General features: G+C 67.5%; 19 protein-coding genes. 11 read left to right on the top strand and 8 right to left on the bottom strand.

Annotation, left to right across the window (positions count from 1 at the left end; translation table 11 throughout):
• The first annotated feature begins 141 nt into the window (after window positions 1–141).
• Together IP65_RS08785 and IP65_RS08780 are read left to right on the top strand one after the other, a co-directional pair.
• Window positions 142–1,806 carry a sensor histidine kinase gene (locus IP65_RS08785; RefSeq protein WP_169041357.1) on the top strand — a complete coding sequence of 555 codons (1,665 nt, stop codon included), beginning with the start codon at window positions 142–144 and terminating at the stop codon, window positions 1,804–1,806.
• Window positions 1,803–2,441, top strand: a complete 639-nt coding sequence (locus IP65_RS08780; RefSeq protein WP_022677240.1) for a response regulator transcription factor — start codon at window positions 1,803–1,805, stop codon at window positions 2,439–2,441. The genes IP65_RS08785 and IP65_RS08780 overlap by 4 nt, the downstream gene beginning before the upstream one ends.
• Before the next feature lie 195 nt (window positions 2,442–2,636).
• On the opposite strand, the gene IP65_RS08775 is transcribed toward IP65_RS08780, so the two are convergent.
• Both IP65_RS08775 and IP65_RS08770 read right to left on the bottom strand, forming a co-directional pair.
• Window positions 2,637–4,223: a PAS domain-containing hybrid sensor histidine kinase/response regulator gene (locus IP65_RS08775; protein WP_231627637.1), complete on the bottom strand. Its 1,587-nt coding sequence runs from the start codon at window positions 4,221–4,223 to the stop codon at window positions 2,637–2,639.
• Between the two features lie 703 nt (window positions 4,224–4,926).
• Complete coding sequence (locus tag IP65_RS08770) at window positions 4,927–5,625, bottom strand: hypothetical protein (protein ID WP_054131563.1); 699 nt, start codon at window positions 5,623–5,625, stop codon at window positions 4,927–4,929.
• Between the two features lie 268 nt (window positions 5,626–5,893).
• Between IP65_RS08770 and IP65_RS08765 the strand changes: the two genes are divergently transcribed.
• The 4 genes from IP65_RS08765 (at window position 5,894) to IP65_RS08750 (ending at window position 11,160) form a co-directional block, all read left to right on the top strand.
• Window positions 5,894–6,901, top strand: a complete 1,008-nt coding sequence (locus IP65_RS08765; RefSeq protein WP_054131458.1) for an MBL fold metallo-hydrolase — start codon at window positions 5,894–5,896, stop codon at window positions 6,899–6,901.
• A gap of 288 nt (window positions 6,902–7,189) precedes the next feature.
• On the top strand, window positions 7,190–8,392 hold the full coding sequence (locus IP65_RS08760; protein ID WP_028658115.1) for an AAA family ATPase: 1,203 nt from the start codon (window positions 7,190–7,192) through the stop codon (window positions 8,390–8,392).
• Between the two features lie 64 nt (window positions 8,393–8,456).
• A complete protein-coding gene (locus IP65_RS08755) occupies window positions 8,457–9,635 on the top strand; it encodes a ParB/RepB/Spo0J family partition protein (RefSeq protein ID WP_054131457.1) in 1,179 nt (392 codons plus the stop codon).
• 283 nt (window positions 9,636–9,918) lie between these two features.
• The gene (locus IP65_RS08750; protein ID WP_054131456.1) at window positions 9,919–11,160 is read left to right on the top strand and encodes a replication initiator protein A; all 1,242 of its coding nucleotides are present in this window, start codon (window positions 9,919–9,921) and stop codon (window positions 11,158–11,160) included.
• Between the two features lie 1,089 nt (window positions 11,161–12,249).
• Here IP65_RS08750 and IP65_RS08745 read toward each other — a convergent pair.
• Window positions 12,250–12,627, bottom strand: coding sequence for a copper resistance protein CopC (locus IP65_RS08745; RefSeq protein ID WP_028658316.1), 378 nt, complete (start codon window positions 12,625–12,627; stop codon window positions 12,250–12,252).
• Between the two features lie 160 nt (window positions 12,628–12,787).
• Between IP65_RS08745 and IP65_RS08740 the strand changes: the two genes are divergently transcribed.
• Genes IP65_RS08740 through IP65_RS08720 form a run of 5 tightly spaced genes read left to right on the top strand, consistent with a single transcriptional unit; the run spans window position 12,788 to window position 16,742 of the window.
• Window positions 12,788–13,093, top strand: a complete 306-nt coding sequence (locus IP65_RS08740; RefSeq protein ID WP_054131455.1) for a hypothetical protein — start codon at window positions 12,788–12,790, stop codon at window positions 13,091–13,093.
• Window positions 13,093–13,551 (top strand): periplasmic heavy metal sensor, encoded by a 459-nt coding sequence (locus tag IP65_RS08735; protein WP_022678045.1) that lies wholly within the window; start codon window positions 13,093–13,095, stop codon window positions 13,549–13,551. Before IP65_RS08740 ends, IP65_RS08735 begins: the two co-directional genes overlap by 1 nt.
• Window positions 13,552–13,565: 14 nt before the next feature.
• Complete coding sequence (locus IP65_RS08730; protein ID WP_054131454.1) at window positions 13,566–14,144, top strand: RNA polymerase sigma factor; 579 nt, start codon at window positions 13,566–13,568, stop codon at window positions 14,142–14,144.
• Window positions 14,145–14,148: 4 nt separating this feature from the next.
• Window positions 14,149–15,933, top strand: coding sequence for a copper resistance system multicopper oxidase (locus IP65_RS08725; protein ID WP_231627617.1), 1,785 nt, complete (start codon window positions 14,149–14,151; stop codon window positions 15,931–15,933).
• On the top strand, window positions 15,930–16,742 hold the full coding sequence (locus tag IP65_RS08720; RefSeq protein WP_082349979.1) for a copper resistance protein B: 813 nt from the start codon (window positions 15,930–15,932) through the stop codon (window positions 16,740–16,742). Before IP65_RS08725 ends, IP65_RS08720 begins: the two co-directional genes overlap by 4 nt.
• A 6-nt stretch (window positions 16,743–16,748) precedes the next feature.
• Here IP65_RS08720 and IP65_RS08715 read toward each other — a convergent pair whose 3' ends face one another.
• The 5 genes from IP65_RS08715 to IP65_RS08695 all read right to left on the bottom strand — a co-directional run bounded on the left by IP65_RS08715 (window position 16,749) and on the right by IP65_RS08695 (window position 24,831).
• Window positions 16,749–18,140: an FAD/NAD(P)-binding protein gene (locus IP65_RS08715; RefSeq protein WP_054131452.1), complete on the bottom strand. Its 1,392-nt coding sequence runs from the start codon at window positions 18,138–18,140 to the stop codon at window positions 16,749–16,751.
• 97 nt (window positions 18,141–18,237) lie between these two features.
• Window positions 18,238–21,135: a glycoside hydrolase family 2 TIM barrel-domain containing protein gene (locus IP65_RS08710; protein WP_054131451.1), complete on the bottom strand. Its 2,898-nt coding sequence runs from the start codon at window positions 21,133–21,135 to the stop codon at window positions 18,238–18,240.
• Between the two features lie 3 nt (window positions 21,136–21,138).
• Window positions 21,139–22,518 (bottom strand): 6-phospho-beta-glucosidase, encoded by a 1,380-nt coding sequence (locus IP65_RS08705; protein ID WP_171794845.1) that lies wholly within the window; start codon window positions 22,516–22,518, stop codon window positions 21,139–21,141.
• Complete coding sequence (locus IP65_RS08700; protein ID WP_022675485.1) at window positions 22,502–23,437, bottom strand: carbohydrate kinase family protein; 936 nt, start codon at window positions 23,435–23,437, stop codon at window positions 22,502–22,504. The genes IP65_RS08705 and IP65_RS08700 overlap by 17 nt, the downstream gene beginning before the upstream one ends.
• Complete coding sequence (locus IP65_RS08695) at window positions 23,434–24,831, bottom strand: APC family permease (RefSeq protein WP_082349976.1); 1,398 nt, start codon at window positions 24,829–24,831, stop codon at window positions 23,434–23,436. Before IP65_RS08695 ends, IP65_RS08700 begins: the two co-directional genes overlap by 4 nt.
• Window positions 24,832–24,904 lie beyond the last annotated feature (73 nt).

Raw genomic sequence — 24,904 nt, 5'->3', positions numbered from 1 at the left:
ACTCCTCCGCAACGAGTCTGTATCTTTCGTTACGGGGCCAGTACCCATCGATAATTGCACTTGTGTGACAGACCATCACATTCACGCCGCGCCCCGACCACCGGCTTTGAACCGCGCAGCGATCGTGGCATGGAGGCCGCCATGACCGGGGCCACATCACCACACCATGGCATGAATGCCGCCGGCGTGCGCTCGCGCTCCGGGCTGTTCCTGGCCGCGATTCGGGCGTTGATCGCGTGCCTGTTCACGCTGTGGCTGTGGATCGCGCCGCCCCATGCCGTGCTCGGCGGCACGCAACCGGCGTTCCTGTTCGAAGGCTATCTGGTCTTTGCCCTGGTCATGCTGGCCATCGCCTGGCGCAGCTGGTGGTTCGAATTTCGCCTCGGCGGCTTGGCCTTTTTCATCGATGCGCTGACCATGCTGATCGGGCTCGCCGCAACCGAGGCGGTGACCTTCGATTTCTTCAGCGCGTTCATGACGTTCTACGCGTTCCTCACGCTCACCTCGCTGGCGCGCTGGAGCCGGCGCAACGCCATGCTGGCAGCCGTGGGGCTGGCGCTGTGTTTTCTCGTGGCCGGGCTGGCGGTCGATTGGGCCGGCGTGCCGATCGATACCACCAAGTTCCTGCGACGGCTGAGTACGCTGGGCGTGCTGTCGCTGCTGCTCGCCTGGTTCGTCCAGGGGCGGCAGCGCCCCGCCCTGCCGCGCCATGACCCGGCGGATTCGCTGCCTGGGAACGCGGGCGACGACGCCGTGCTGCCGGCCCAGGTCCTGGCCTATGCCATGGGCCTGTGCCAGGCGCAGGGTGGCCTCCTGGCCTGGGCCGCCACGGCAGAACCACATCCCCGCGTCCATGCCGCCGGCAGCGCGGCGCGGCCTGCCGCCATCCCACCCCTGCCCCCGCCGCAGGCCACGCCGATGCTGTTCGATCGCACGCGCGGGCGGGCCTTGTGCCTTACCGCATCAGGCCGCCTGGTGGCGCGCAGCCACCCCGAGTGGCCCGCCCTGGTGATGGCCGGCCCGGAAGACGAAGGCCTCTCGATCCCGCTGTCCGGGCGCACCGGGCGCGGGCAGCTCGTGCTCTATGGCATGCCCGGCCTCAATGCCGATGACCTGTTCCTCGCCCAGGCCCTCGCCCGCGAAGTGGCCGCCGCGCTGGACGACGAGGAAGCCCGCGCCCTCGCCCGCGAAGTGGCCATGGCCCGCTTGCGCGGCCAGATCGCCACCGACCTGCACGACAGCGTGGTGCAGACGCTGGCCGGCGCGCGCTTTCGCCTGGAAGCGCTGCGGCTGGACCAGGGGGAAAACCCCGCCACGCCCGCAAGCCACGCCATCGCCGAAATCTGCGAGAGCATCGCGGGCGAGCAGGACCACGTGCGCGCGATCATCGCGCAGCTGCGGCATGGGCAGATCCTGCCCGGCCAGCGCGATATCCATGCCGAAATCGCCGCACTCGCCCGCCAGCTTTCGCGTCACTGGCACGTGGCCGTCTCGCCCACGCCCGCGCCCGCCCCGCTGCCGGTATCCACCGCACTGGTCTATGAATGCCAGCACCTGGTGCGCGAGGGCGTGGCCAATGCCGTGCGCCATGGCCAGGCGCGCACTATCACCATTGATCTTGCCGAACGCGATGGCGCGCTGTGCCTGGCGATCGGCGACGATGGCCAGGGCTTTGCCGGGCCGCCGCCCCATGCCCTGCCCGCCTCGCTCGCCACGCGCGCCGCCGCGCTGGGCGGTTCGTTTGCGCTGGAAACGCGTGCCGGCCACACTTGCTTGCTTTTCACCCTGCCGCTGGACCTGTCATGACCCGCATTCTCATTGCCGATGACCATGCCTTTCTGCGCGCCGGGCTGGAACAGGTCTTGGGCCGCCTGGGGCACGAGATCGTTGCCTCGGTCGGTGATGGCGCGGCGGCGCTTGCCGCCATTGCCCAGACCCGGCCCGATCTGGCGATCGTCGATCTGCGCATGCCCGCGCCCGATGGCGTCGGCGTCCTCTCCACGCTGCGCGATGCCGGCGATGCCTTGCCCGTGCTGATCCTGGCGGCCGAACTCGACGATGCCAGCCTGGTTGCGGCAGTGCAACGCGGGGTCAATGCCATCGTCCTCAAGCATGCCCCGCCCGGCGCGCTGCAAGCAGCGATCACCGCCGTCATGGCCGGAGAGCGCGCCATTGCCATGGACCTGATGGAGCGCGCCTTTGCCGCCGCCACGCGCCCTGCGGCCACGGGCGAAGACGCCATGGCCGCCTTGTCCGATCGCGACCGCCAGATTGCCGAAGGCGTCGCCGCCGGCCTGCGCAACCGCGATATCGCCGATAGCCTGGGGGTGACCGAGGGCACGGTAAAGATCAACCTCCACCGCCTCTATGACCGCCTGGGCGTGGCCAACCGCACCGAACTGGCGCTGCTGGTCAAGACCGGCGCCCACCCGCGCCCGTGATCTGGCGCGCATGGGCCAATGCCGGTGGGGGCTTTTGCTCCTGTGTGGACGTTCTAGCGTCTTGCACAAGCAGAACAGCGGGACCCCGGATCAAGTCCGGGGTGACGAGAAAATATAGGTAACGTAAAAACTTGTCGTCACCCCGGACTTGATCCGGGGTCCCGCTTGATAACACCCGCCCGCGCCTCAGCCGTCCTAACGTCCAGTCAACATCGTGCGCACGCGCTGCTCCAGATCGCCCACGGCAAAGGGCTTGGTCAGGATCTGCATCCCCGGCTCCAGATGGCCACTGCCGATGATCGCGTTCTCGGCATAGCCGGTAATGAACAGCACCGGCGTGGCAGGCCGGTGGCTGCGCGCGGCGTCGACCATCTGGCGGCCGTTCATGCCGCCGGGCAGGCCCACGTCGGTCACCAGCATGTCGATCGGCGCATCCGATTGCAGGATCTTGAGCCCCTGCGCGCCGTCTTCGGCCTCCAGCACGTGATGGCCCATGTCTTCCAGCGCGGTCACCACCAGCATGCGCACCAGCGGCTCGTCATCCACCACCAGCACGGTGCCTTGCCCCGGCGCCGGCGCGAGATCGGAAGCCGACGTGAAGTGCCCGCTCAGCTCGCCCTGCGCCTGTTCCGCGCCGTAATAGCGCGGCAGGTAGATGCACACCGTGGTGCCGCTGCCTTCCTCCGAATAAATCCGCGCGTGGCCGCCCGATTGCTTGGCAAAGCCATAGATCATCGACAGGCCCAGCCCCGTGCCCTGCCCCAGCGGCTTGGTGGTGAAGAACGGATCGAACGCCTTGGCGATGACATCGGCCGACATGCCCACGCCAGTGTCAGAGACGCACAGCGAGAGATACTGGCCCGGCGGAATTTCGTGGGCGTCGGCGCTGCGTGCATCGAACCAGCGATTGGCCGTCTCGATCGTGATGCGGCCGCCATCGGGCATGGCGTCGCGGGCGTTGAGACACAGGTTGAGCAGCGCGTTTTCCAGCTGGCTGGCATCGACCAGCGCGGTCCACAGCCCCGCCGCCCCGACGCATTCCACCGCAATCGCCGGCCCCACCGTGCGCCGCACCAGATCGGCCATGCCGTTGATCAGATCGTTGATGTCGGTCGGCCGGGGATCGAGCGTCTGGCGCCGCGAAAAGGCCAGCAGGCGATGAGTCAGTGCAGCGGCACGGCGCCCGGCCGCCTGGGCCATGGCCAGATACTTTTCCACCTCGGCAAAGCGGCCTTGGGCGAGGCGCGTGCCGATCATTTCCAGGGAGCCGGAAATCCCCGCCAGCAGATTGTTGAAATCGTGCGCCAATCCACCGGTCAGCTGCCCCACCGCTTCCATCTTCTGGGCCTGGCGCAGCTGTTCCTCGGCGTGCATCAGTTCGGCGGTGCGATCGGCCACGCGCTGTTCCAGCGTATCGGTCAGGCGGCGCAGTTCGTCGGTCACGCGGTCGCGCTCGGCCTCCACCGCGCGGCGCGCCTCCAGATCGAGCAGCACGCCGGGAAAACGCCGGGCCTGGCCCTGCGCATCGGCTTCCACCCGGCCCACCGCCTCGACCCAGGCATAGCGGCCCTCGTGGCCCCTGACGCGGTATTGGTGGCGATAGTGCCCCAGATCGGCCAGGCATGCGGCAATCGCGGCATCGACACCGGGCTTGTCATCGGGGTGCACGGCCTCGAGCAGGCGATCGATAGTATAGCTCACCGGGTCAGCGCTGGGCGGCAAGCCGAATACGCCGGCAAAGCCTTCGTCCACGGCCACCTGCCCGGTGGGGATGTCCCACATCCAGGTGCCGATGATCGCGCCAGCGGCAAGCGCCAGTTGCACCCGCTGCACGTTATCGCGCGCCAGTGCCTCGCTCCGCCGCAGCGCCGCCTCCTGCGCCTTGCGCGCGGTAATATCGCGGAACAGCACGGAAACCTGGCGGTTGCAGGCCGGCCCGACGCGCCGCGCCGATACTTCGATAAAGCGCTCGGCGGTCACGAACTCGCGCTCAAACCGCACCGGCTCGCCGCTGCGCAGCACCTCGCCATAAAGCGCCAGCCAGCCATCGGCCTCGGCCGGAGCGATATCGCGCAGTGTCTTGCCGACAATGCCGGCAATGCCGGTATGGCGCTCATAGCCGCTGTTGGCCTCGATATGGCGATAGTCGCTCATCGGACCATGCGGGCCATCAAAGAACTCGATGATGCAAAAGCCGTCGTCGATCGCCTCGAACAGCGCCTGGCGGTGGGCATCGGCGGCATCGGCGGCATCGCCCGACACCACGCCGGCCTGCCGCAACCGCAGCACTTCTGCCTCCAGTTCCGCGCGGGAAAGAGTCTCGAGTGCGGGTTGATTCACGGTGTTTCCCTGCTTGCCTGGTGTTGGTCACGACAAGGGCAAGATAGGCCCCCGCCAGCGCAACGCACCGCTGGCGGAAACGTGCCCAACCTTTCGGAAAGAAGGAATTTAATCCGGCAGCTGGATCAGGCCGGGCGCGCTTTCGTCAATCGCGGCGGCAGAACCACAGGCAGTGCTCGTCTTCCTTGGCGCCTTCATAGGCCGGGACGAACTCTACTTCCACGTCAAACCCGGTGTCGCACAGCACACGCGTGAACTGCCCATCGGGATCGGCCGACCAGATCGCCAGGATGCCGCCGGGGCGCAGCGCCGCATAGGCCGCGGTCAGGCCCGGCGCGGCATAGAGCCGGTCGTTCTGCTTCTGCACAAAGCCATCGGGGCCGTTGTCGACGTCGAGCAGGATCGCATCATAGGCGCCGCGCCCTTGCGCGATCACGTCGTGCACATCGCCCAGCGTCACGCTCACCCGCGGATCATCCAGCTTGCCGGCCATGACATGGGCCAGCGGCCCGCGCGCCCACGCCAGGATTTCGGGCACCAGTTCGGCCACCTGGATGCGCGCCTTGGGGCCCCAGGCATCGAGCGCGGCGCCCAGGGTAAAGCCCATGCCCAGCCCGCCGATCAACACCGCGGCATCGTGGCGGCCCAGGCGGTGCGCCGTCATCAGCGCCAAGGCCTCTTCCGAAACATGGTCGGTATTGCCCATCAGCTCTTCATCATCGAGTTCGATCGAAAAGCTGTCGCCGCTCTGCAGCAGAAGCAGTTCGCCGCCATCGGGCAGGCGCGCCTTGTCGATAAGGCGGATCGTCTCGTCCCGCACCGGGGCAAGCGTGGTCTGGACCAAGAAATATTCCAATCGCGGCAACGACCCGGCCCGGGGCGAGTGGCAGCACGCAGCCATCCACCGGGGCGAGCATGAGGGGGGAAATGCCACCCCGCAAGAAACAAGGCACGGCACCGACGCAATGCCAGTCCATACCGACTTGGCCCTGCATTGCAATGCCGGGTAATGGCAATCGGGCGCCCGCCCCCTGGAAATCGCGGCAGGCCGTTCCCAATTGCCAGGTCCCTCCTCCCATCCCGCCGGTCTCTCGCCGCCGCGAAAGGGCTTCATGCCGCGCAATCCCTATTATCATGGCCCGGTCAGCGATCATTTCGACGGGCTGCGCTTCCGCAACCTGGCCGGCGAGCCGGAAACCGATCGCAGCCTGGGCGATGTGCTACGCTGGCGGCGCAGCGCGCCGCGCCATGCCTGGCCGCGCCATGTGCCGGTGGTGCCGGCCCATCCCGAAATGGCCGTCGCCGGCCTGCGCGTGACCATGATAGGCCATGCCACAGTGCTGATCCAGGTCGACGGGCTCAACATCCTGACCGATCCGGTCTGGGCGGTGCGCGCCAGCCCGGTCAGCTTTGCCGGCCCGCGCCGCGTGACGGCGCCCGGCGTCGCCTTGGCCGATCTGCCGCCGATCCATGCCGTGCTGCTCTCGCACAACCATTATGATCATCTTGACGTGGCCACGCTCAAGGCCCTGCACCGCGCCCACGCGCCGCTGATCATCACGCCGCTGGGCAACGATCGCATCGTGCGCCGCCACATCCGCCATGCACGCCTGGCGCCGCTCGATTGGGAGCAAGCCCACCCGCTCGATGCCACCGGGCAGGCCCTGGCGCATCTCGTGCCGGCGCTGCACTGGTCCTCGCGCTCGCCACGCGATCGCCGCATGGCGCTGTGGGGCGGGTTCATGATCCAGGCGTCGGGGCGCACGATCTATTTCGCCGGCGATACCGGCTATGGCACGGGCGCCATCTTTCGCCAGCTACGCCAGCAGTTTGGCCCGGTCGATTGCGCGCTACTGCCGATCGGTGCCTACGACCCGCGGTGGTTCATGGCGGCGCAGCATACCGATCCCGCCGAAGCGGTGCAGATCATGCACGATCTCGACGCGCAATGGGCGCTCGGCATCCATTGGGGCACGTTCAAGCTGACAGACGAACCGCGCCATGATCCCCTGCGCCAGCTCGATGCCGCGCTGGCCGCGCAAGGCGTGGCACCGGGCCGGTTTCGCGCGCTTCATCCCGGTGACGCGATCGATATTCCGCCACGCGAGCCGCTGCCGTGATTCTCGCCCAGGCGCCCCGCCGACGCGCCTCCGGGCCGGCAAATTCGACCGTTCGCCAAAAGCTTGCTTGAACGAGCGAGCGCCGGCGCATCCGTTCGATTTTCATAAATAGCGCTTAATATCAGATAGATAAATGGATATCGCAAAAGCATGCCGAACGGCGCCCAAGCCGGCCAAGGGATGCATGCTGCGGTCTTTTTGTGCGCGCGAGAGATTGCCAAGCCACGCGTTGCTCAATTGAATGAAATTTGCTATGCATGCCCATCAACAGCTTCAAACGGGCGAATGATGGCTGATAGCAGTGCAATCGTGGGGCAAATCGGCGATCTGGCCCAGGCCGGCGAACGAATGATCGAGCGCCTGCGGCGCAAGGCCTTTCTGCCCGAAAGCCGCAAGGGACTCAACGTGCGCTTTGGCATTGCCGAAGCCGCGCAGCTGATGGGCTGTTCCACCAACCGCATCCGCATGGCCGAGGACGATGGGCGCCTGCCGCCCCCGCCTTCGGGCGACAATGGCCGGCGCATCGGCTATGGCGTGCAGGAAATGCTCCACATGCGCGAAGTGCTCGGCGCCATGCCCACGCGCGGGCCGCACGATGTGCCGGCCATGATCGCGGTGCAGAATTTCAAAGGCGGCGTGGGCAAGTCCACCGTGACCACTCACCTGGCTCACTATTTCGCCGTGCAAGGCTATCGCGTGCTGGTGGTCGATTGCGACAGCCAGGCGACCACGACCACGCTGTTCGGCTTCAATCCGCATTTCAACATCACGCGCGAGGAAACGCTCTACCCCTATCTGTCGATCGACCCGACCCAGGCCGATCTGCTCTATGCGGTCAAGCGCACGCCCTGGCCCAATGTCGATCTCATCCCTTCGAACCTTGAACTGTTCGACGTGGAATACGAACTCGCCGCGGCCGGCGCCGATGGCCAGTCGGTGCTCGCCGCGCGGTTTCGCAAGCTCAAGCAGGGGCTGCTCGATCTGGCCCGCGATTATGACGTGGTGATCCTCGATCCGCCGCCCGCGCTCGGCACGATCTCGCTCGCGGTGATGCAGGCGGCCAATGCCCTGCTCGTACCGCTGGCTGCCACCACGCCCGATTTCTGCTCCACCGTGCAGTTCCTCTCGATGATGGACCAGGTTATCGCGCAGCTGGTTGAAGCGGGAATTGCCGTGGATTATCAGTTTGTTCGCCTGATCTGTTCCAAGTTTGACGGCAACGATCCCAGCCACGCCATGGTGCGCACGATCATGGAGCAGACCTTTGGCCCGGCACTCCTGCCCGTTCCCATCCTGGAAAGCGCGGAAATCAGCCACGCCGCCCTGCGCATGATGACGATCTACGAACTGGAAAAGCCGATCGGCACGGCCAAGACCCACAAGCGCTGCCGCGCCAACCTCGACGAGGCGCTGGGCCAGCTCGAACAGCTGGTGCGCGCGGGCTGGGGTCGCGTTGCCCCGGCGCGGGAAGAGGATGTGCTTCATGCCTGATCACGCCGCCCGCCGCTGCGCCGCCTCCCTCCCCTCCTTCCCGCCCTTCGCAAGGTTCTAAGCCATGGCGCGCAAGCAATCCGATTACCTCGCCGCGCTGCTGGCGGAAGACGAAGAAACGCCAGACACCACCCCTGCGCCGGTGGTGATCGACAACACGCCCGCGCCGCGTCCCTCGGGCGTGGCGGATGAACCAGCGCCCGTGCCGGGTGCGCAGGCCAAGCCTGCCCCCACGCCGCCTGTGTCCCCTGCCCCGGCCTCCCCACCGCGCCAGGCCGCGCCAGGCCTTGGCCCGTTGCGCGGCACCACGCTGCTCAACCGCGAAAGCGCGCTGGCCCGCGTCGCCAGCGGCGAAGTGCGCCAGGTCACGCAATTGCTGCTCGATCCCGCGCGGGTGCGGGTATGGGCAGGCAATGCCCGGTCCTATGCGCATCTGAGCGAGGAATCCTGCCGCGAACTGATCGATTCGATCATCGCCGAAGGCGGCCAGAAAGTGCCCGCCGTGGTGCGCCGCATCGAAAACGATCCGGCCTATGATTACGAGGTCATCGCCGGCACACGGCGCCATTGGTCGATCGCCTGGCTGCGCGCCAATTCCTATCCGCAGTTCCAGTTCCTGGCCCAGGTGGCCCAGCTTGATGACGAAGCGGCCTTCCGCCTCGCCGATCTGGAAAACCGCGCCCGCAAGGACGTGTCTGACCTGGAACGCGCGCGCAACTATGCCCTCGCGCTCAAGGACCATTACGGCAACCACCTCACGCGAATGGCAGAAAGGCTAAAGCTTTCAAAGGGTTGGCTTTCAAAGATGCTGCGCGTGGCAACGATCCCCGATGCCGTTGTCGCCGCCTTTGCCTCCCCCGCCGATGTCCAGCTCAAGCCCGGCTATGCCCTCGCGCAGGCCCTGGATGACAAGAACGCCCAGGTCGCCATCCTCAAGGAAGCGCGACAACTTGCGCGGGAGCAGGACGCCGCCCGCAGCACTGGCCGGCCGACGGTGCCCTCGCCCGAGGTGCTCAAGCGCCTGCTGGCTGCGCCCACGGCCGGCAACAGCCCATCGGGCCCGCTGTTCAGCTGGGACGCGCCGATGAGCGGCCGTCGCGCCGTATCGGTGCTGTCGGCCGGGCGCCAGGGCGTGACGATCAAGCTGCACAACGGCACTGGCGCCACCACCGAAGACCTAATCGAAGGCGTGCGCGCCGCGCTCGACGCACTCGAAGCCCAAGGCAAGGGCATGCAGCGGTGAGGCCATCGTTTCCCCGTTTCCCCGGGGAAACACCGCCCCCTCCCTGGCACCCCCCTCCCCTGGCGAACGGCGCGCGCAGCGTGCCGTTTGCTGGCGCATGTGTTCTCCCGCGAACCTCGCGTGACGTGTTCCGTCCGCCGCCAGTGCATGGCGCGTCGGAGTTCAAGAGCGCCGCCCTCCACACGTTTCATCGCCACCGCATCTTGCCCCGGGCTGGCCCACGCCAGTACCGGTTGGCTGTGTTGTCACCCGCCCTTCCCTCCTCCCCTCACTCCGGCATCGCATGACTCGCAGCAAACCTTCCGTCAGCAGCGAACGCTTTGACGTCTTCCTGCCCTACGTGGCCGACATGCCCTTGCGCGATCAGCGCGAGATGATGGAGCGCCCGTTCTTTTCGCTGGCCAAGACCAAGCGCACCAAGCCGATCGATTACACCAGCCCCGATGGCAAGCTATGGGTCCACGTCTCGGGCAATCCCGATTATGGCATGGCCACGATCTGGGACGCTGACATCCTGATCTACTGTGCCAGCGTTCTGGCCGACATGGTACGGCGCGGGGTCAACGATGTGCCGCGCAAGCTCACCATCATGCCCTATGACCTGCTGCGCGCGATCGGCCGCCCCACCACGGGCCGCGCCTACGAATTGCTTGGCCAGGCGCTCGATCGCCTGGTTGCCACCACGATCAAGACCAACATCCGCGCCGAAAACCGCCGTGAAGCCACCTTCTCGTGGCTCGATGGCTGGACCCAACTGGTGGACGAGCGCACCGAACGCTCCAAAGGCATGACGCTGGAGCTGTCCAATTGGTTCTGGGAAGGCGTGATGATGCAGGGCGGCGTTCTGGCGATCGATCGCGCCTACTTCAACATCACCGGCGGGCGCGAGCGCTGGCTCTACAAAGTGGCGCGCAAGCATGCCGGTGGCGCGGGCGAGGAAGGCTTTGCCATCGCCATGCCCACGCTGTTCGAGAAATCCGGGGCAGAAGGCGAATATCGCCGTTTCAAATTCGAGATTCTCAAGCTGGCGGAAAAGGACGCCCTCCCCGGCTATGCGCTGAGCGTTGAAGCGGGCAAGGCCGGCGAGCCGCTGCTGCGCATGCGCCGCGTGGATGGCAAGGATGGCGCCGAAGTCGTTTCCCCGGGGAAACGACCTGCCCCCCTGCCCGCAGTCACTGCCGCACCCGCACCCGCACCCGCACCCGCACCTGCGCCAGCCAAGCCGGCATCGCGCAACGCGGGGCATGTAGCGGCGTCCGCGCCAGCACCCGTCACCGTTGATGCACGCAGCCTGATCCGCTCCACCATCGCCGGCCTCAGCCACGCCGCCACGCGCGGTTTCATGACCGACGAAACCCTGGCCCACTTGCGCGAAACCTGCCCGGGCTGGGACTTCCAGGCGCTCCATGCCGAGTTCGAACGCTGGGTTTCGGCCGACCCCGCGCGCACCCCCGCCGATTGGCAGCGCGCCTTCATCGGCTGGGCCAAGCGCCATCACGAAAAGCACCGCCACACCCTGCGCTGACCAGCGCCGCCCGTTCCGTGCCCCGTGCGCACGGAGCGGGCCCCAGCGCGACACCATGATCGCGCTTTACCTCCACCATCAGGAACGACGCTAATCCAGCCTCGGGTAATCCTGCAGGTGTGCCGGCCTGAGTCGCAGCGATCTGTATGGTTGCCGGCAGACGCTTGATGACAGGGAAGGGGCGGGGAGGGGAGGGTAGCAGTACCAAGGCAACGCCTACCCCCTATGTCACCACCTGCGTCACCCCGGACTTGATCGGGGGTCCAGCTTTCCGCCTTCGCGCGGTTCGTCTTTGGCGACGCGCGGGATAAGCCATCCACACAGCATGACAGCAATGCAAATGCGGTTCACGGCATTCGCAAGAGTCGCCAATGCCCCAATGCCGTTCTCGAAAGAACGTGTCGCGTGCTGTTGCTCGCAATCGCCGTTCGCGAAGTGTCGTGCGCCGATCGTCCCCTCGTCACAACAGTGAAATCATCCACAGCGATTGAACGTTCAAAGCACTGCGTTCCCGAAAAGAAATTCAATCCGCCGCGGTTACCGCCCGCCTGATGGCAAAGATCGACCCTTCGGGAACAGCAAAACGCGTGTTTCGATCCTTTAGGAACGGCCTTTCGATCCATCGGGAACGGGGGATCGATCCTTTGGGAACGATGCTTCGATCCATCGGGAACGGAACGTCGATCTATCAGGAACAGCGCATTGCAGGCGAATCGCGAAACTCTGGCGATTCGCGCGAGTGAGCGCGGCGCTTAACTTGTCTAAAGACTCTAAACAGGATCTAACCCGCTAGAAGTGTCTTTTGACGAGTTGAAATGGGGGAAGGGCGCAAGGCTCCACCGCATGTCGATCAAACCTGCGTGAGCCCACGGACTGAACGCATTCATACGGTCAGCGATAGACGCGGGTGCCGAGCCGGAACTGGGCGCTATCAGAATTATCCATTCTTTTTAGAAAGATAGCCTGAATTTGAGCCGCGCCGAGCCGCAAACGTATTTCGGCCGGCTTTGCGCGAAAAGGGAGCAAAACCGGCCGAAGTAGGAAATCTCATGTTTTTCAGCGGCTTGAAGAGGCCTTTGCGCCAGTTTCCTATTTCACCGTGAAACTGTAGCTGCCATCGGCACTTTCGCCCGTGCTGGAGCCGGCATGCCAGGTCAGGCGATAGGTGCCGGCCGGTAGGGCGCGGGGGAGGGTAACCTTGAGGGTCTTGCCCTCGTCAGCAAGGGCGGTAGCAAAGCCGGTGACCTTCATCGGTTGGTGGTTGGCCATGCCGGGCATCGCGGTCATCACCAGAGCAAGCGAGGAGGGCGGCACGGCCACAGCCTCCGTAAAGGACAGCGTGATGACCGTTGGCGCGCTGACCACCGCATCAGCCGAGGGACTGGCGGCGGTCAGTGCCGGTTGGGCAAGAGCAGGGGCGGCAGCGCAGAGCGCGGCGAGCGCAAGGGGGAGGGCAGCATGGCGCATGAACATCGACGATCCTTTCGAAACGGGGCTGCCTGCTGATACGCAGCGTCGATCATCACCCCTTGGCCGATGTGCAAAAAATGTGGCGACGGGATGAGGGACAAGCCACGCCGGTGCGTATGAGGGGGCAGGCAGGGCAAGGACAGGAGAAGCACGGGCGATGGGCAGTGTGGAGGAAGGGCTGGCCGGGCTGCGCCATGCAGCGGCCAGGCGGGCAGACGACGTGGCGGATTGGGCGGCGCTGGAACAGGCGGTGATCGGCGGGCTGCACCGTCATCAGGCACGCGCGCAGGCACGGCGGCAACTGGCCTGGACCGGGGCGCTGGCGCTGGTGGTTGGCCTGGCGGGCGGAGTGGCCCAGCAGCCCTGGCATGCCTTTGGCCCGCGTCATGAGCCTGCCAGGCTGGTGAGCCCCCTGGCCTTGCCCGCACAGGCGCCCTCGGTTGTGCTGATGGGGGCGGGGTGATGGGCGCCCGCCAGATGGTGTTTGTGGCCCTGCTGGCCTTTGCAGCGGCCCTGGCAGGGGTGGGGGTGGGGCGCATGCTGTTTAAGCCCGCGCAGCCTGCGGAAAACGCCTTTCACACGCTGATCCACCGCGATCTGGCGCTTGATGCCGGGCAGGAACAGGCCATGGCGCGGCTGGAGGGCGATTATGCGGCCGCGCAGGCCCGCTATGGCGCGCAAATGGCGCAGGATAACCGCGATCTGGCCCAGGCGATCGTGGCCGAGCGCGGCTATGGCCCGCGCGTGGCCGCGGCGGTAGATCGCTCGCATGCAGCGATGGGCATGTTGCAGAAGGAAACCCTGCAACACCTGTTTGCGATGCGCGCGCTGCTGCGCCCCGATCAGCAGGCGCGGTTTGACCAGGCGATGGTGGCTGCCCTGATGCAATCCCCTGCGCCCAGCGCTTCGCAGCGGCCCTGAGCGGCCGCGCGGCGGTGCGTGATGATCCTCTGGACGAGGCCGATGATGCCGCCCTGGTGCGCGCCGCGCTGGCGGGCGAGGAGCAGGCCTATCGCCAGCTCATGGCGCGTCACCGCGCCGTGGTGCATCGTGTGGCCTGGGCGCAGACCGGACAGGCCGATGCCGCGCTCGACGTGACGCAGGATACGTTCATCGCCGCCTTTGCCGCGCTGCGCCGCTATGATCCGGCGCGGCCGCTGGCGGCGTGGCTGGCGCGCATTGCCCTGAACAAGGGGCGCGACTGGCGGCGGCGGCAGGTGGTGCGGCGGCTGTTTCTGGGCTGGCGCGGGCAGGGCGAGGCCGCCGTAGAGCACGTGCCGGACAGCGCACCAGGGCCGGAGCGCGAAGCGGCAGGGCGTGCCGATCTGGCACGCATGACGCGGGCGATCGATACCCTACCGCAACCGCTGCGCGAGGCGATCGTGCTGCATGGCGTGGAAGGGATGCCGCAGCGCGAGGTTGCCATGATGTTGGATGTTAGCGAAAAGACAATTGAAACAAGAGTTTACCGCGCAAGAAAGAAGCTTGCACAACAGCTTGGCGAAAAGGACTGATAGAGTGGATCGGCGCACGATTTTGGCGGGACTGGCTGGAGCCGGGCTGGGCGGGGTTTTGCCCGATCTGGCACGCGCGCGCACCGCCATTGCTGGCATGATGCCGGGCATGGCCGAGGGGGCGATGGGCGCGCCAGCAACCGCGCTGTCGGGTGATCTGATCGAACTGGTGATCGACCAAGCCACCGTGCGCGTCGGGGGGCGCAGCGGCCATGCGATCACTGTCAACGGCACCACGCCGGGGCCGATGATCCGCCTGCGCGAAGGGCAGCAGGTGTGCCTGCGCGTGCACAACCGCTTGGCCGAGGATACCTCGATCCACTGGCACGGCCTGCTGGTGCCGTTCCAGTTCGATGGGGTGCCAGGCATCAGCTATCCCGGCATTGCCCCGGGGCAGAGCTTTGACCACGTGTTTACCGTGCGCCAAGCCGGAACCTATTGGTATCACGGGCATAGTGGGATGCAGGAAGCGATGGGCCTGTTCGGCCCGATCGTGATCGACCCGGCCGTGCCCACCACTGAGACGGCGCGCGAGCATGTGATCATGCTGCACGATTGGACCGATGTGCATCCGCACGTGCTGCTCAAGCGGTTGAAACAGCAGGGCGGATTTTACAACCGGCAGCAGCAGACCCTGGCGGGCTTGCTGGCCGGCCGCGACCAGCCCCTGGGCGAGCGCCTGAACTGGGGCCGCATGCGCATGGACCCGACCGACATCGCCGATGTGACCGGATCGACCTATACCTATTGCATCAACGGGCACGACAGCGCGGCGAACTGGACCGGGGCGTTTGTGCCGGGCGAGGCGGTGCGGCTGCGCGTGATCAATGCCGCGGCGATGACCAATTTCAACCTGCGGTTGCCGGGCGTGCCGATGCGCGTGGTGGCGGCCGATGGGCAGGATGTGGTGCCGGTGGACACCGATGAATTGCAGATTGGCATTGCCGAGACCTATGACGTGCTGGTGCAGCCAAAATCCGCGCAACCCGTTGCGATCATTGCTGAAGCGATCGATCGATCGGGGCAGTGCCGGGCGACGCTGGCGCCACTGGGCGCGCCTGCGGGCACGGCAGCGCCGATCCCGCCGCTGCGCGCGCGGCCGCTGTTGACCATGCGCGACATGGGCATGGGCGCGATGGACATGACCGGGATGGACATGGCCGCCGGTACGCTGGACCTTTCGGCACCGATGCCGGCGCCGGGGCAGGGCGGGCATGCCATGCACGGCGGCCATGGCGGGATGAAGATGCGGGACAAGTCACTCGCGCCGCCGGGCCTGCGCCTGGGGCCGGGGGTGGCGACGCTGTCTGCCGCGCCGGCCGACCGCCTGGCGGACCGGCCCAACGGGCTGGAAGACGTGGACCATCGCGTGCTGACTTATGCCGATCTCAAGGCCGCCGTGCCGCGCCCGCAGGCGCCGCCGACGCGCAGCCTGGACGTGCACCTGACGGCCAATATGGAACGGTACATGTGGTCGTTCGACGGGGTGAAGCTGAGCGAGAACCCCGCGCCGCTGGCGTTTCGCGCTGGGGAGCGGGTGCGGGTGACGCTGATCAACGACACGATGATGCCCCATCCCATTCATATCCATGGCCATTTCTTCGACCTGGTGAACGGTGCGGGCGAGGCGGCGCCGCGCAAGCACACCGTCAACGTGCTGCCCGGTGGCAAGGCCAGTTTTGACCTGACCGCCGATGCCGTGGGCGATTGGGCGTTTCACTGCCACATGCTGCTGCATATGCATGCCGGCATGTTTCGCGTGGTGACGGTGCGCGAGCAGGCCGCATGAGCGAGCGCGGTCTGGCCATCGCGCTGGCTGTCGTGTTGGGCGGCGCGGGCGTGGCGCGGGCGCAGGATGCTGCGGCGCCGCCGCCGCCACCGAGCGACCATGCTGCCGATGCCCTGTTCGATCCGCAGGCGATGGCGCGCGCGCGGGCGGCCCTGGTGCACGAGAATGGCGGCATGGCGGTGAGCCAGGTGATGGTCGACCAGTTGGAAGCGCGCGGCGGCGGCGATTATGCCTGGGAAGCCAAGGGCTGGTGGGGCGGGGACAGCGACCGCCTGGCGCTGGAATCGCGCGGGGAAGGGGCCTTTGCCGGGCGGGTGGACCGCGCCGAGGTGCAGGCAGGCTGGCTGCATGCACTGGACCCGTGGTTCAACCTGCGCGCCGCGGTGCGCCAGGATCTGGACCGGGGCGTGCTGGGTACGGGCCAGCGGCGCACCCATGCCGCGCTGACGATCGAAGGGCTGGCGCCCTATTGGTTCGACGTGGAAGCATCGGTTTTCCTGTCGACGCGGGGCGAGCTGACCGGCCGGGCCGAGGCGAGCTATGACCAGCGCATTACCCAGCGCCTGGTGTTGCAGCCGCGCGTGGAAATGGATTGGGCGGCGCAAGGCATGCCCGATCTGGGCGAGGGCGCGGGGATCAACCGCATCGAGAGTGGGCTGCGCCTGCGCTATGAAATCAAGCGCAATTTTGCGCCCTATGTGGGTCTGGGTTGGGAACGCAGCCTGGGCGGCAGCGCGCGCGCGGCGCGTTCGGTGGGAGAGCGTGCCTCGGTGCTGCGCGCGCTGGCCGGCGTGCGGCTGTGGTGGTGAAGGCGATCAGGCCGCGACGGCGGGTTGCGCCGCGACCAGGTGATCGGCCAGGCGCTGTGCCTGGAGGCGGATATCGGGCACGGCAACCATTTCCCAGTTGAGGCCCTTGGACAGCGCGCCCATGGCGTGAATGGGCAAGGCTGCGCGGCCGCGCGCATCGCGCAGGCGCCAGTGATCATCGACATCGAGGCCCAGATGCAGCGGGCAGGGACGCGCCAGGCCGGCGGCGAGCAGGCTGCGCAGCAGGGGATCGCGGCTTTGCGCGGGATCGCCGCCGGGGCCGGTGCAGACCACGACGTGATCGACCGCGAGCGTGGCCACGCTGTCGCTGCCGCGTGCGCGCCATTGCGCGAGCAGGCCATCATCGCCATCGGGCACGACCTGTTGCAGGCTGCCGGCAACAACCAGCAGGCGCCCGGCGGCGCACAGCCCCTCGATCCGCTGGGCAATGGCCGGGGCCATGCGATGGCGGTGCACGTCCCACCAGGGGCGGGCATGGCGCAGAAAGCGCGCCTGCGCCGCGCCATCGTGTGCCTGCCACAAGGCATGGGTATGGGGGCGCAGTTCATCGATGGCATGGTGCCAGCCCACGGCGCGGGCGCGGGCGCGAATGTGGCGCAGCAAGGCGCTGCCGCGCGCGGCGGGCATCGGCTGCGGTGAAATCGCCGGGCCGCTGGCGGCATGGGCGCGCGGCACCAGACCGCGCCGCGACAGCGCGACGATCGGCCCGCGATGGCCGCGCGCGTCGAGCGACTGGATCACATCGATCGCGGTAAGCCCGGTGCCGAGCAGCAGCACGCGGGCATCAGGCGCGACCGCATTGAGCGCGCCGGGCGCCCAGGGATCGGGCAGCGCCTGGGGCGGTGCCAGGGCGGCCAGCGCGCGGTGGCGCTGCGGCGGCAGGTTGCCTTGGGCGAGAACCACGGCGCGGGCATGGAGCGGCGCGCCCTGATCGAGTGCGACTTGGAGCGTGCCATCGCCCAGCGGAGTGACGCCTTGCGCGCTGGCAATCGCGATCGTGATGCGATCGGGCATGGCGGCGCGCGCGCTGGCCAGCAGGCTGGCGATATAGGCGCCATAGCTGGCGCGGGTGGCAAAGCGGTTGGCCGCGTCGGTTTCGCCGTGGCCCAGCCAGCGCAGGAAATGGGTGGGATCATCGGGCAAGGCGCTCATGTTGCCGGCGCGCACGTTGAGCAGGTGCTGTGGCCCACAGGCGCCATAGGCAAGGCCATGGGCCAGCGCCTGGGGATCACGCTCCACGATGACCACGCGCACCCCGCGCCGGGCGAGGTGGATAGCCAGCAAGGTGCCGCTGAACCCGCCGCCGATGATCGCCACGGGCAGATCATCATGGCTGGCACGCCGCGCCAAGTCATGGAACGGAAACGGATTCGCCATAACTCAACCTTTCAAGTTGATATTAGGCTCGCAAGTTTTTCCTTAACGGTCAATAGCCATTCTATGAACGGTGGCCAGGGCGGGGCGTGGTGCCGGCTTAAGTGCCGAGGCTGACCATGCCGGCCAGGCCGCAGCGACCGGGCGTGACGCGGTTGTCAAACAGCACATCGAGCAGGCGTTCGCCATTACCCGGCGGCAGGGTGATGGCCAGCGGCGCCGGGGCGGGATCGGCCTTGAGCGCGACGCGCACGCCGTCGAGCCAGATTTCGGCGCGACCGACGAGACTGGCAAAGCGCACGGTGCCGCCCTTGGCCGCCACGGCGCGGCGCGGGGTGAACGCCAGGTGCAGCAGCACCCAGGGCGCGGCAGGGTCAGTGGGCTGGGTGGCGCCCGGCTTGGTCCAGGCCCAGGAGTTCATGTCACCATCGCCGAGGCGCTGGCCAGGCACCGGGCGTTGCGCGCTGGCCGGTGCCTGGCGCCATTCGGTGAGCGGTTGCGCCGGCGGCACGGCCGGCAGCGCGGCGACCGTGCCGGGATCGACGCGCAGGATGCAGCGCGCCGGGGCGAGACCGGCTGCGGTGGCGACCAGGTGCAGCGGGCCGCTGCCATCGGCGCAGACGATCGCCTGGGCCAGCCCGTTGAACAGCGCCATGGCCCCGTTGCGGCCATCGGCAGCCGGGGTTTCGGGCAGGGCGAGGTTGGGATCACCATTGCCGAGGCCGAGGATCTGCCCGCCCTCGACGTGCAGGGCAAAGCCATGTTGCGCCACGGGCACGGACTGCCCGGCGGCGTCGACCGCCATGACCGTGACGGGCACGGCATCGCGGCGTTCGGCCCTGATCCGCAGGCGATCGGGCACCAGGCGCAGCGCCACCGGCGGGCCGGCGGTGACGCAGGTGGCGCTGGCGACCACGCGCCCGTCGCGCCAGCCCTGGGCGACGAGATGGCCAGGGGCATAGACCGGGGAGAAGCGCGCGACGCCATCATGCACCGGCGCGCGGGCCAGTTCGCGGCCATCAAGGTGCAGCGACACGAGATCAGCATTGCTGGCGACCAGGATCGGCACGGCGCGGCCCTCTTGCCCCGGAAAGGTCCAGTGCGGCCAGATCGCGATGACCGGCGTGGCGCTCCACAGCGCGCGGCGGATGTGAAACCCGCTTTTGGCAAAGCCGCACAGGTCCATCGCGCCAAAGAAGCTCGACGTGCTGGGCCAGCCAAACGGGGTTGCCTCGCCGCGATAATCAAAGCCGGTCCACAGGAAGCCGCCGGCCAGCCACGGGCGCTGGGCGATGAAGGCCCAGGCGGCGCTGTTGGTCTGGCCCCAGGGGACGGCGGTCATGTCATCATCGGCGATCAAGTGCCGCGCGGCATCGCCCGTCGCCGCGCCGCGCGTCATCAGGGCAGAGGTATCTTCGCTGCTGAGCAGTGGGCGGGTGGGATGGGCGGCGTGATAGGCATCGATACTGCCGCGCCCATAGTTGAAGCCGACCACATCGAGCATGTCGGCAATGTTGGGCTCTGCCTCCATCGCGCCGTTGAGCGCGGCGGTGACCGCGCGGGTTGGATCGAGCGCGCGGACCAGCGCTTTCATCCGCGTGATCATGGCCACGCCGATGCCGCTGGCCTGGATCGATTCCTCGTTGCACAGGGACCAGGCAATGACGCTGGCATGGTTGCGGCCCAGGCGCACCAGCGCGGCCAGGGCATCGAGCGTATCGGGCGCGGCCGATAGCGTGCGGTTTTCCGCCAGGATCATCACGCCCAGGCGGTCTGCCGCATCGAGCAGTTCGGGCGCGGGAGCATGGTGCGCGGTGCGCAGCGCATTGCCGCCCATGGCAACGATGCGGCGCAGGCGATAGTCCCACAGGCTGTCGGGCACGGCCACGCCGACGCCGGCGTGATCCTGATGCGCGCAGACGCCCTTGATCGGGCAGGGCCGGCCATTGAGCAGCATGCCGCGATCCGCATCGAACCGCACGGTGCGCAGGCCCAGCGCGCAGCTTTCCTGATCGGCAAGCACGCCATCGGCCAGCACGCGCGTTTCCAGGTGATAGAGGGCGGGATCGGCCGGCGACCATAGCCGGGGGGGCGGCACGGCGAGGGTGAGGGCGGCCTGCGCCTGGCCTTGCGCGGGCAGGGTGAGCGCGGCCTGCGCGGTGGCGATGATCGTGCCATCGGGCGCCATCAGGCGCGCGGCAACGGTAACGGCGGCGTCGGCCGCGCCGGAATTGGCGAGATCGAGCGTGAGCGGAACGGCCCAATCGCTGGTCGTCGCCGCGCCGTCGCCCTGGCCCAGCGGATGGGGCCGCGCGACCAGGCCGTGGCGCACGATGTGCACGGGCGCGCGGCGTTCGATCCAGACGTGGCGATAGAGGCCGGCGCCTTCATACCACCAGCCTTCGCTGTCTTGCGCGTCAACCCGCACGGCGATGGTGTTGGGCTCTTCACCGAAGCGGGCGAAGGGCAACAGATCTATGACCAGCGGGGTGTAGCCACCGAAATGGCGCGCGGCGAGCGTGCCGTTGATCCACACCGTGGCGTTGGTGGCGATGCCATCGAACACCAGATCGAGCGCGCCCTCGCGCCAGGCGGGATCGAGCAGGACGCCGCGTCGATACCAGGCGATGCCGCGCGGGCGATAGGCCTGATCGGGATTGGCTGCCGGATCGGGCGTCTGGCCCAGGGCGAAATCGTGCGGCAAGCTGACCATGGACCAATCGCCATCGTCGCAATCCTCGGCCGCGCCGCCCGTGGCATTGCCCGCCTTGGCATGGGCATAGGCCGCCTCGTGATCGAGCAGTGGGGCAAAGGGAATGTCGCCGGCGTGAAAGCGCCAGTCTGCCTCAAGCGATAACCGGCGGCGGGGACTGTCAGGCTGTGGAGGCGTCCCCGCCGCCGGGGCGGCAAGCGCCTGGGCAACGATCGGGGATCGGGCCAGCGCGGCAGCCATCGCCGCCGTGCTGGCCAGGATCGTGCGCCGGCTTGCCGACAGCATCACTCAACAGTGCTGGCAGGTGGGATCGAGCAGATCGTGCAGCAGCGCGCCGGTTGGGTCCCATTCCCCGATCGCCGGGTGGATCAGCAGCGCCTTGCGCGCGGTGGGCCGTTCGCCGGTGAGCGCCGCATCGATCGCGGCGCGTTCATAGGCCTTGATGCCGTGAACCAGGCCGAGTGCCACATCGGGCAGCGGCGCGATGGGCAGCGGGGTGATGCTGTTGGCATCGATCCGGCTGCTGGTTTCGACGATATCGCCGGCCGGCAGGTTGGGCAGCGCGCCCTGGTTGCGCGTGTTGACCACGATGGTGGCGGGCTTGGCCCCGGTCAGCGCGCTCATCACGTCGATCGCGATGCGGTGATAGCCACTGGCCACGCGGAACGGATCGATATTGAACGTCGCCTCGGGATCGAAGGCAGAGCCGCCTTCGGCCTCCAGCTTCATGTACGAACCAGAGCGGCGGTTGAGATAGGCGGCATAGGCGGCAATCGCGCCCGGCCCATCGTCTGCGCCCAGGCGATCGCGCAGCGTTTCGATCAGCGTGACGTTGAGCGCTTCCACCTCGGTGCCACGGCTGGAGCCGTGGCGCTGCTGGTTGGCCAGGGCGCGGCGGCGCTCGTAATAGAAGAACAGGTATTCGGTGGGGATCAGGCGCAGCGCGCGGATCATCGCCTTGTCGAACACCGGGGCGGAATAGAGCTGGTCAAGCACGGCATCGTCGGCCAGCACGCGGTCGAACACGTCCTCGCCATGCAGGCGGATGCCGCGCACCCAGCCCAGGTGGTTGAGGCCGACATAATCGCATTCCACGTCGGCCAGCATGGCGCCCAGCGCATGGGCGATGTTGTGGAACAGTTCGGTGGGCGTATCGCAGATGCCGACGATCTTGGCATCGGTGTGGTTGGCGATCGCCTGTGTGATGAGGCCGGCCGGATTGGTGAAGTTGACGATCCACGCGTCGGGCGCGTGGCGCTGGACCAGGCGGGCCTGCTCGATTGCGATCGGCACGGTGCGCAGCGCCATGGCAGCGCCCGCCGGACCGGTGGTTTCCTGGCCGGGAAAGCCATGCTCGATCGCTGTGCGTTCATCGGCGGCGCGGCCGGCAATGCCGCCGACGCGGATCGAGTTCATCACGAACGAGGAGCCCTCGATCGCGTCTTCGATGCTGGTGGCCTCGCGGACGATCAGATCGCCGCCTTCGGCGCGCACGATGGCGCGGCCCAGCGCGGCCATGATCGCCAGGCGATCGGCGTCGGGATCCCACAGCACCAGTTCGCGCGCGCCCAGCGCCTGGGCGGCATCGTTGACGCCAAAGGTGACCAGCGGAGTGCGAACACCGCCGCCGCCGATCAGGGTCAGCTTGCGATCAGTCGTGGAGGGCATAGTTGCGGTCATGAACAGTCCAAAGCTCCTGTGCATCGGGGATGCCGCCAAGCGCCCCCGGCTTGCGGGTGGAAAGGGCGCCGGTGATGCAGCCGCGTTCGAGACGGCGGCGCAAGGGCGCGGCATCGAGCAGCGCATCGATGAAACCGGCATCGAAGGCATCGCCCGCGCCCGTGGCATCGACCGCCTGCACCACGGGCGGGCGCACGTGGACGATCTCGCCGTTGTCGAGCGCGGCGGCACCGCGCGCGCCCAGCTTGAGCAGCGGGTTGCGGATGCCAATGCGCGCGGCGTGATCGAAATAGGTGCCAACGTCGGTGCTGCCGAACAGCAGTTCGGCTTCCTTTTCGTTAGGCATCAGGTAATCGACCTGGGTGATCGTCGGGCGGTTGACCGGGCTGGCCAGCCATTCGGGCTGATAGCCCATGTCGAGTGAGGTGGTGATCCCGCGCGCGGCGAGCAGCGGCAGCACGACCTGCGCCACGGTGTGCGGCACCGGCATGGCGAAGTGGACGTGCGATGCGGCGCAAAGCGTGGCCAGCCCATCGCCCATGGCCAGCGCGCCGACGGCGGAATTGACGCCGATGTGGGTGAAGAACGAGCGATCCTGCGGCGTGGAGATCGAGATCGTCGTGCCGGTAAAGCCATCGCCGATGCGGATGCCGTCGAAGGCCACGCCATAGCCGGCGAGGCGCTGCTCGAACCAGGCGCGATCATCCGCGCCGATCAGGCCGACCACCCCCACCTTGCGGCCAAGCCGGGCAAGGCCACAGGCGGTGGCGATGGTGCCGCCACCCATTTCACGGGTATAGGCATCGGTGGTCACTTCCTCACCCGGCAGGGGCCAGGCAGGAAAGCCGCTGAAGATGTGATCGACATAGATTTCGCCAACCACGGCGACATCGAAGCGGACGGTCATGGGCGAGAAGCCTTGTGCAAGGAATTGTCTGACGAAAACGGCCACTGGCGCGTGCGGCGCGCCATGGCGAGGAACAGCGCGCTGCCCACCGCGATCATTGCCACCCCGGCGAGGATGTGCGGCGGGCGCGCGGTGGTGACGATATAGGCCCAGCCCGCCAGGGTAATGATCACCGGCAGCGGATAGAGCGGCATGCGGAACTGGCCGGGTGCAGCCTGCGGGTTCTGTCGGCGCAGCAGGACCACGGCGATGCATTGCGCGGTATATTGGAACATCGTCTGCACCACGATCATCACCGCGATCAGCGTATCGAGCGAAACCAGGCAGGCGAGGGCCGAGGCCAGGCCCATGAACAGCAGCGAGACCGCCGGCACATCGCCACGCGCATTGGTGCGGGCGAACACGGCGAGGAAATCACCGGCGCGCGCGGCGGCAAAGGGCACGCGCGAGGCGCCGAGCAGGTTCATCAGCGCCGAAGCCCAGCTGGCGATAAGGATCAGCACGGTGACGATGCGGCCGCCGGTGGGGCCATAGATCGCGGCCATGAAATCGGCCACCACGGCCTGCGAATGCATCGCCTGCTGCCAGGGCAGCACGCCCAGGATCGCCAGGTTCAGCCCGATATAGAGCAGCGCCACCAGCGGGATCGACAGCAGCACGGCGCGCGGGATGTTGCGGCGCGGCTCCACCACTTCATCGCCCAGCATGCAGATCGTGTTGTAGCCGCCATAATCATAGACGCCGATTAGCGTGGCCGCGCCCAGGCCCATCCAGAACCCGCCGTTGATGGCAAAGGCATGGGGCGGAAAGGAAAAGGCGCGCGCGGCATCGAAATGGACCGCGCCCGAGGCGATGATCCACAGGCACGAGCCGATCACGATCACGCTGGTGGCGACAGAGAGCACGCCGATCGCGCGGATATCGCGCCACAACAGCCCGAGGTTGACGAGGCAGACCGTGGCAGCGATCGCCGCCAGCGTCCAGGGCGACAGGCCCGGCTCAAGCCAGGTGAGATAATGGGCCATGCCCACCGTGCCCGAGGCGATCGACATCGGCCCGATCAGCAGCGTCTGCCACAGGTAGAGAAAGCCGAACAGGCGCCCCAGCCCCTGCGGGCCGAACGCCTCGCGCAGATAGTGGAACGAGCCGCCCGAGCGGGGCAGGGCCGAGCCGAGTTCGGCCCAGACAAAGCCATCGCACAGGCACAATACGGCGCCGAGCAGCCAGCCCAGCAGGGCCTGTGGCCCGCCCATGGCGGCCAGCGCCAGCGGAATGGTGATGAACGGGCCGACGCCGATCATGTTGAGCATGTTGGCCGATAGCGCGCCGGCAAACGTCATGCGCGCGCGCCCTGCAGGCGGCGTGCCGATAGCGGTGATGGGTGCCGTGCTCATGGATGTAGTAATCAGGAAATGCCATGATTACGTCAATATGAAAATTTTATTCCACGATGAAATGTTGCATCGT

Origin of the sequence: Novosphingobium sp. AAP1 (assembly GCF_001295765.1) — a bacterium.
GTDB classification, from domain to species: Bacteria; Pseudomonadota; Alphaproteobacteria; order Sphingomonadales; family Sphingomonadaceae; genus Novosphingobium; species Novosphingobium capsulatum.
This window is presented reverse-complemented; position numbering and strand designations above follow the sequence as displayed.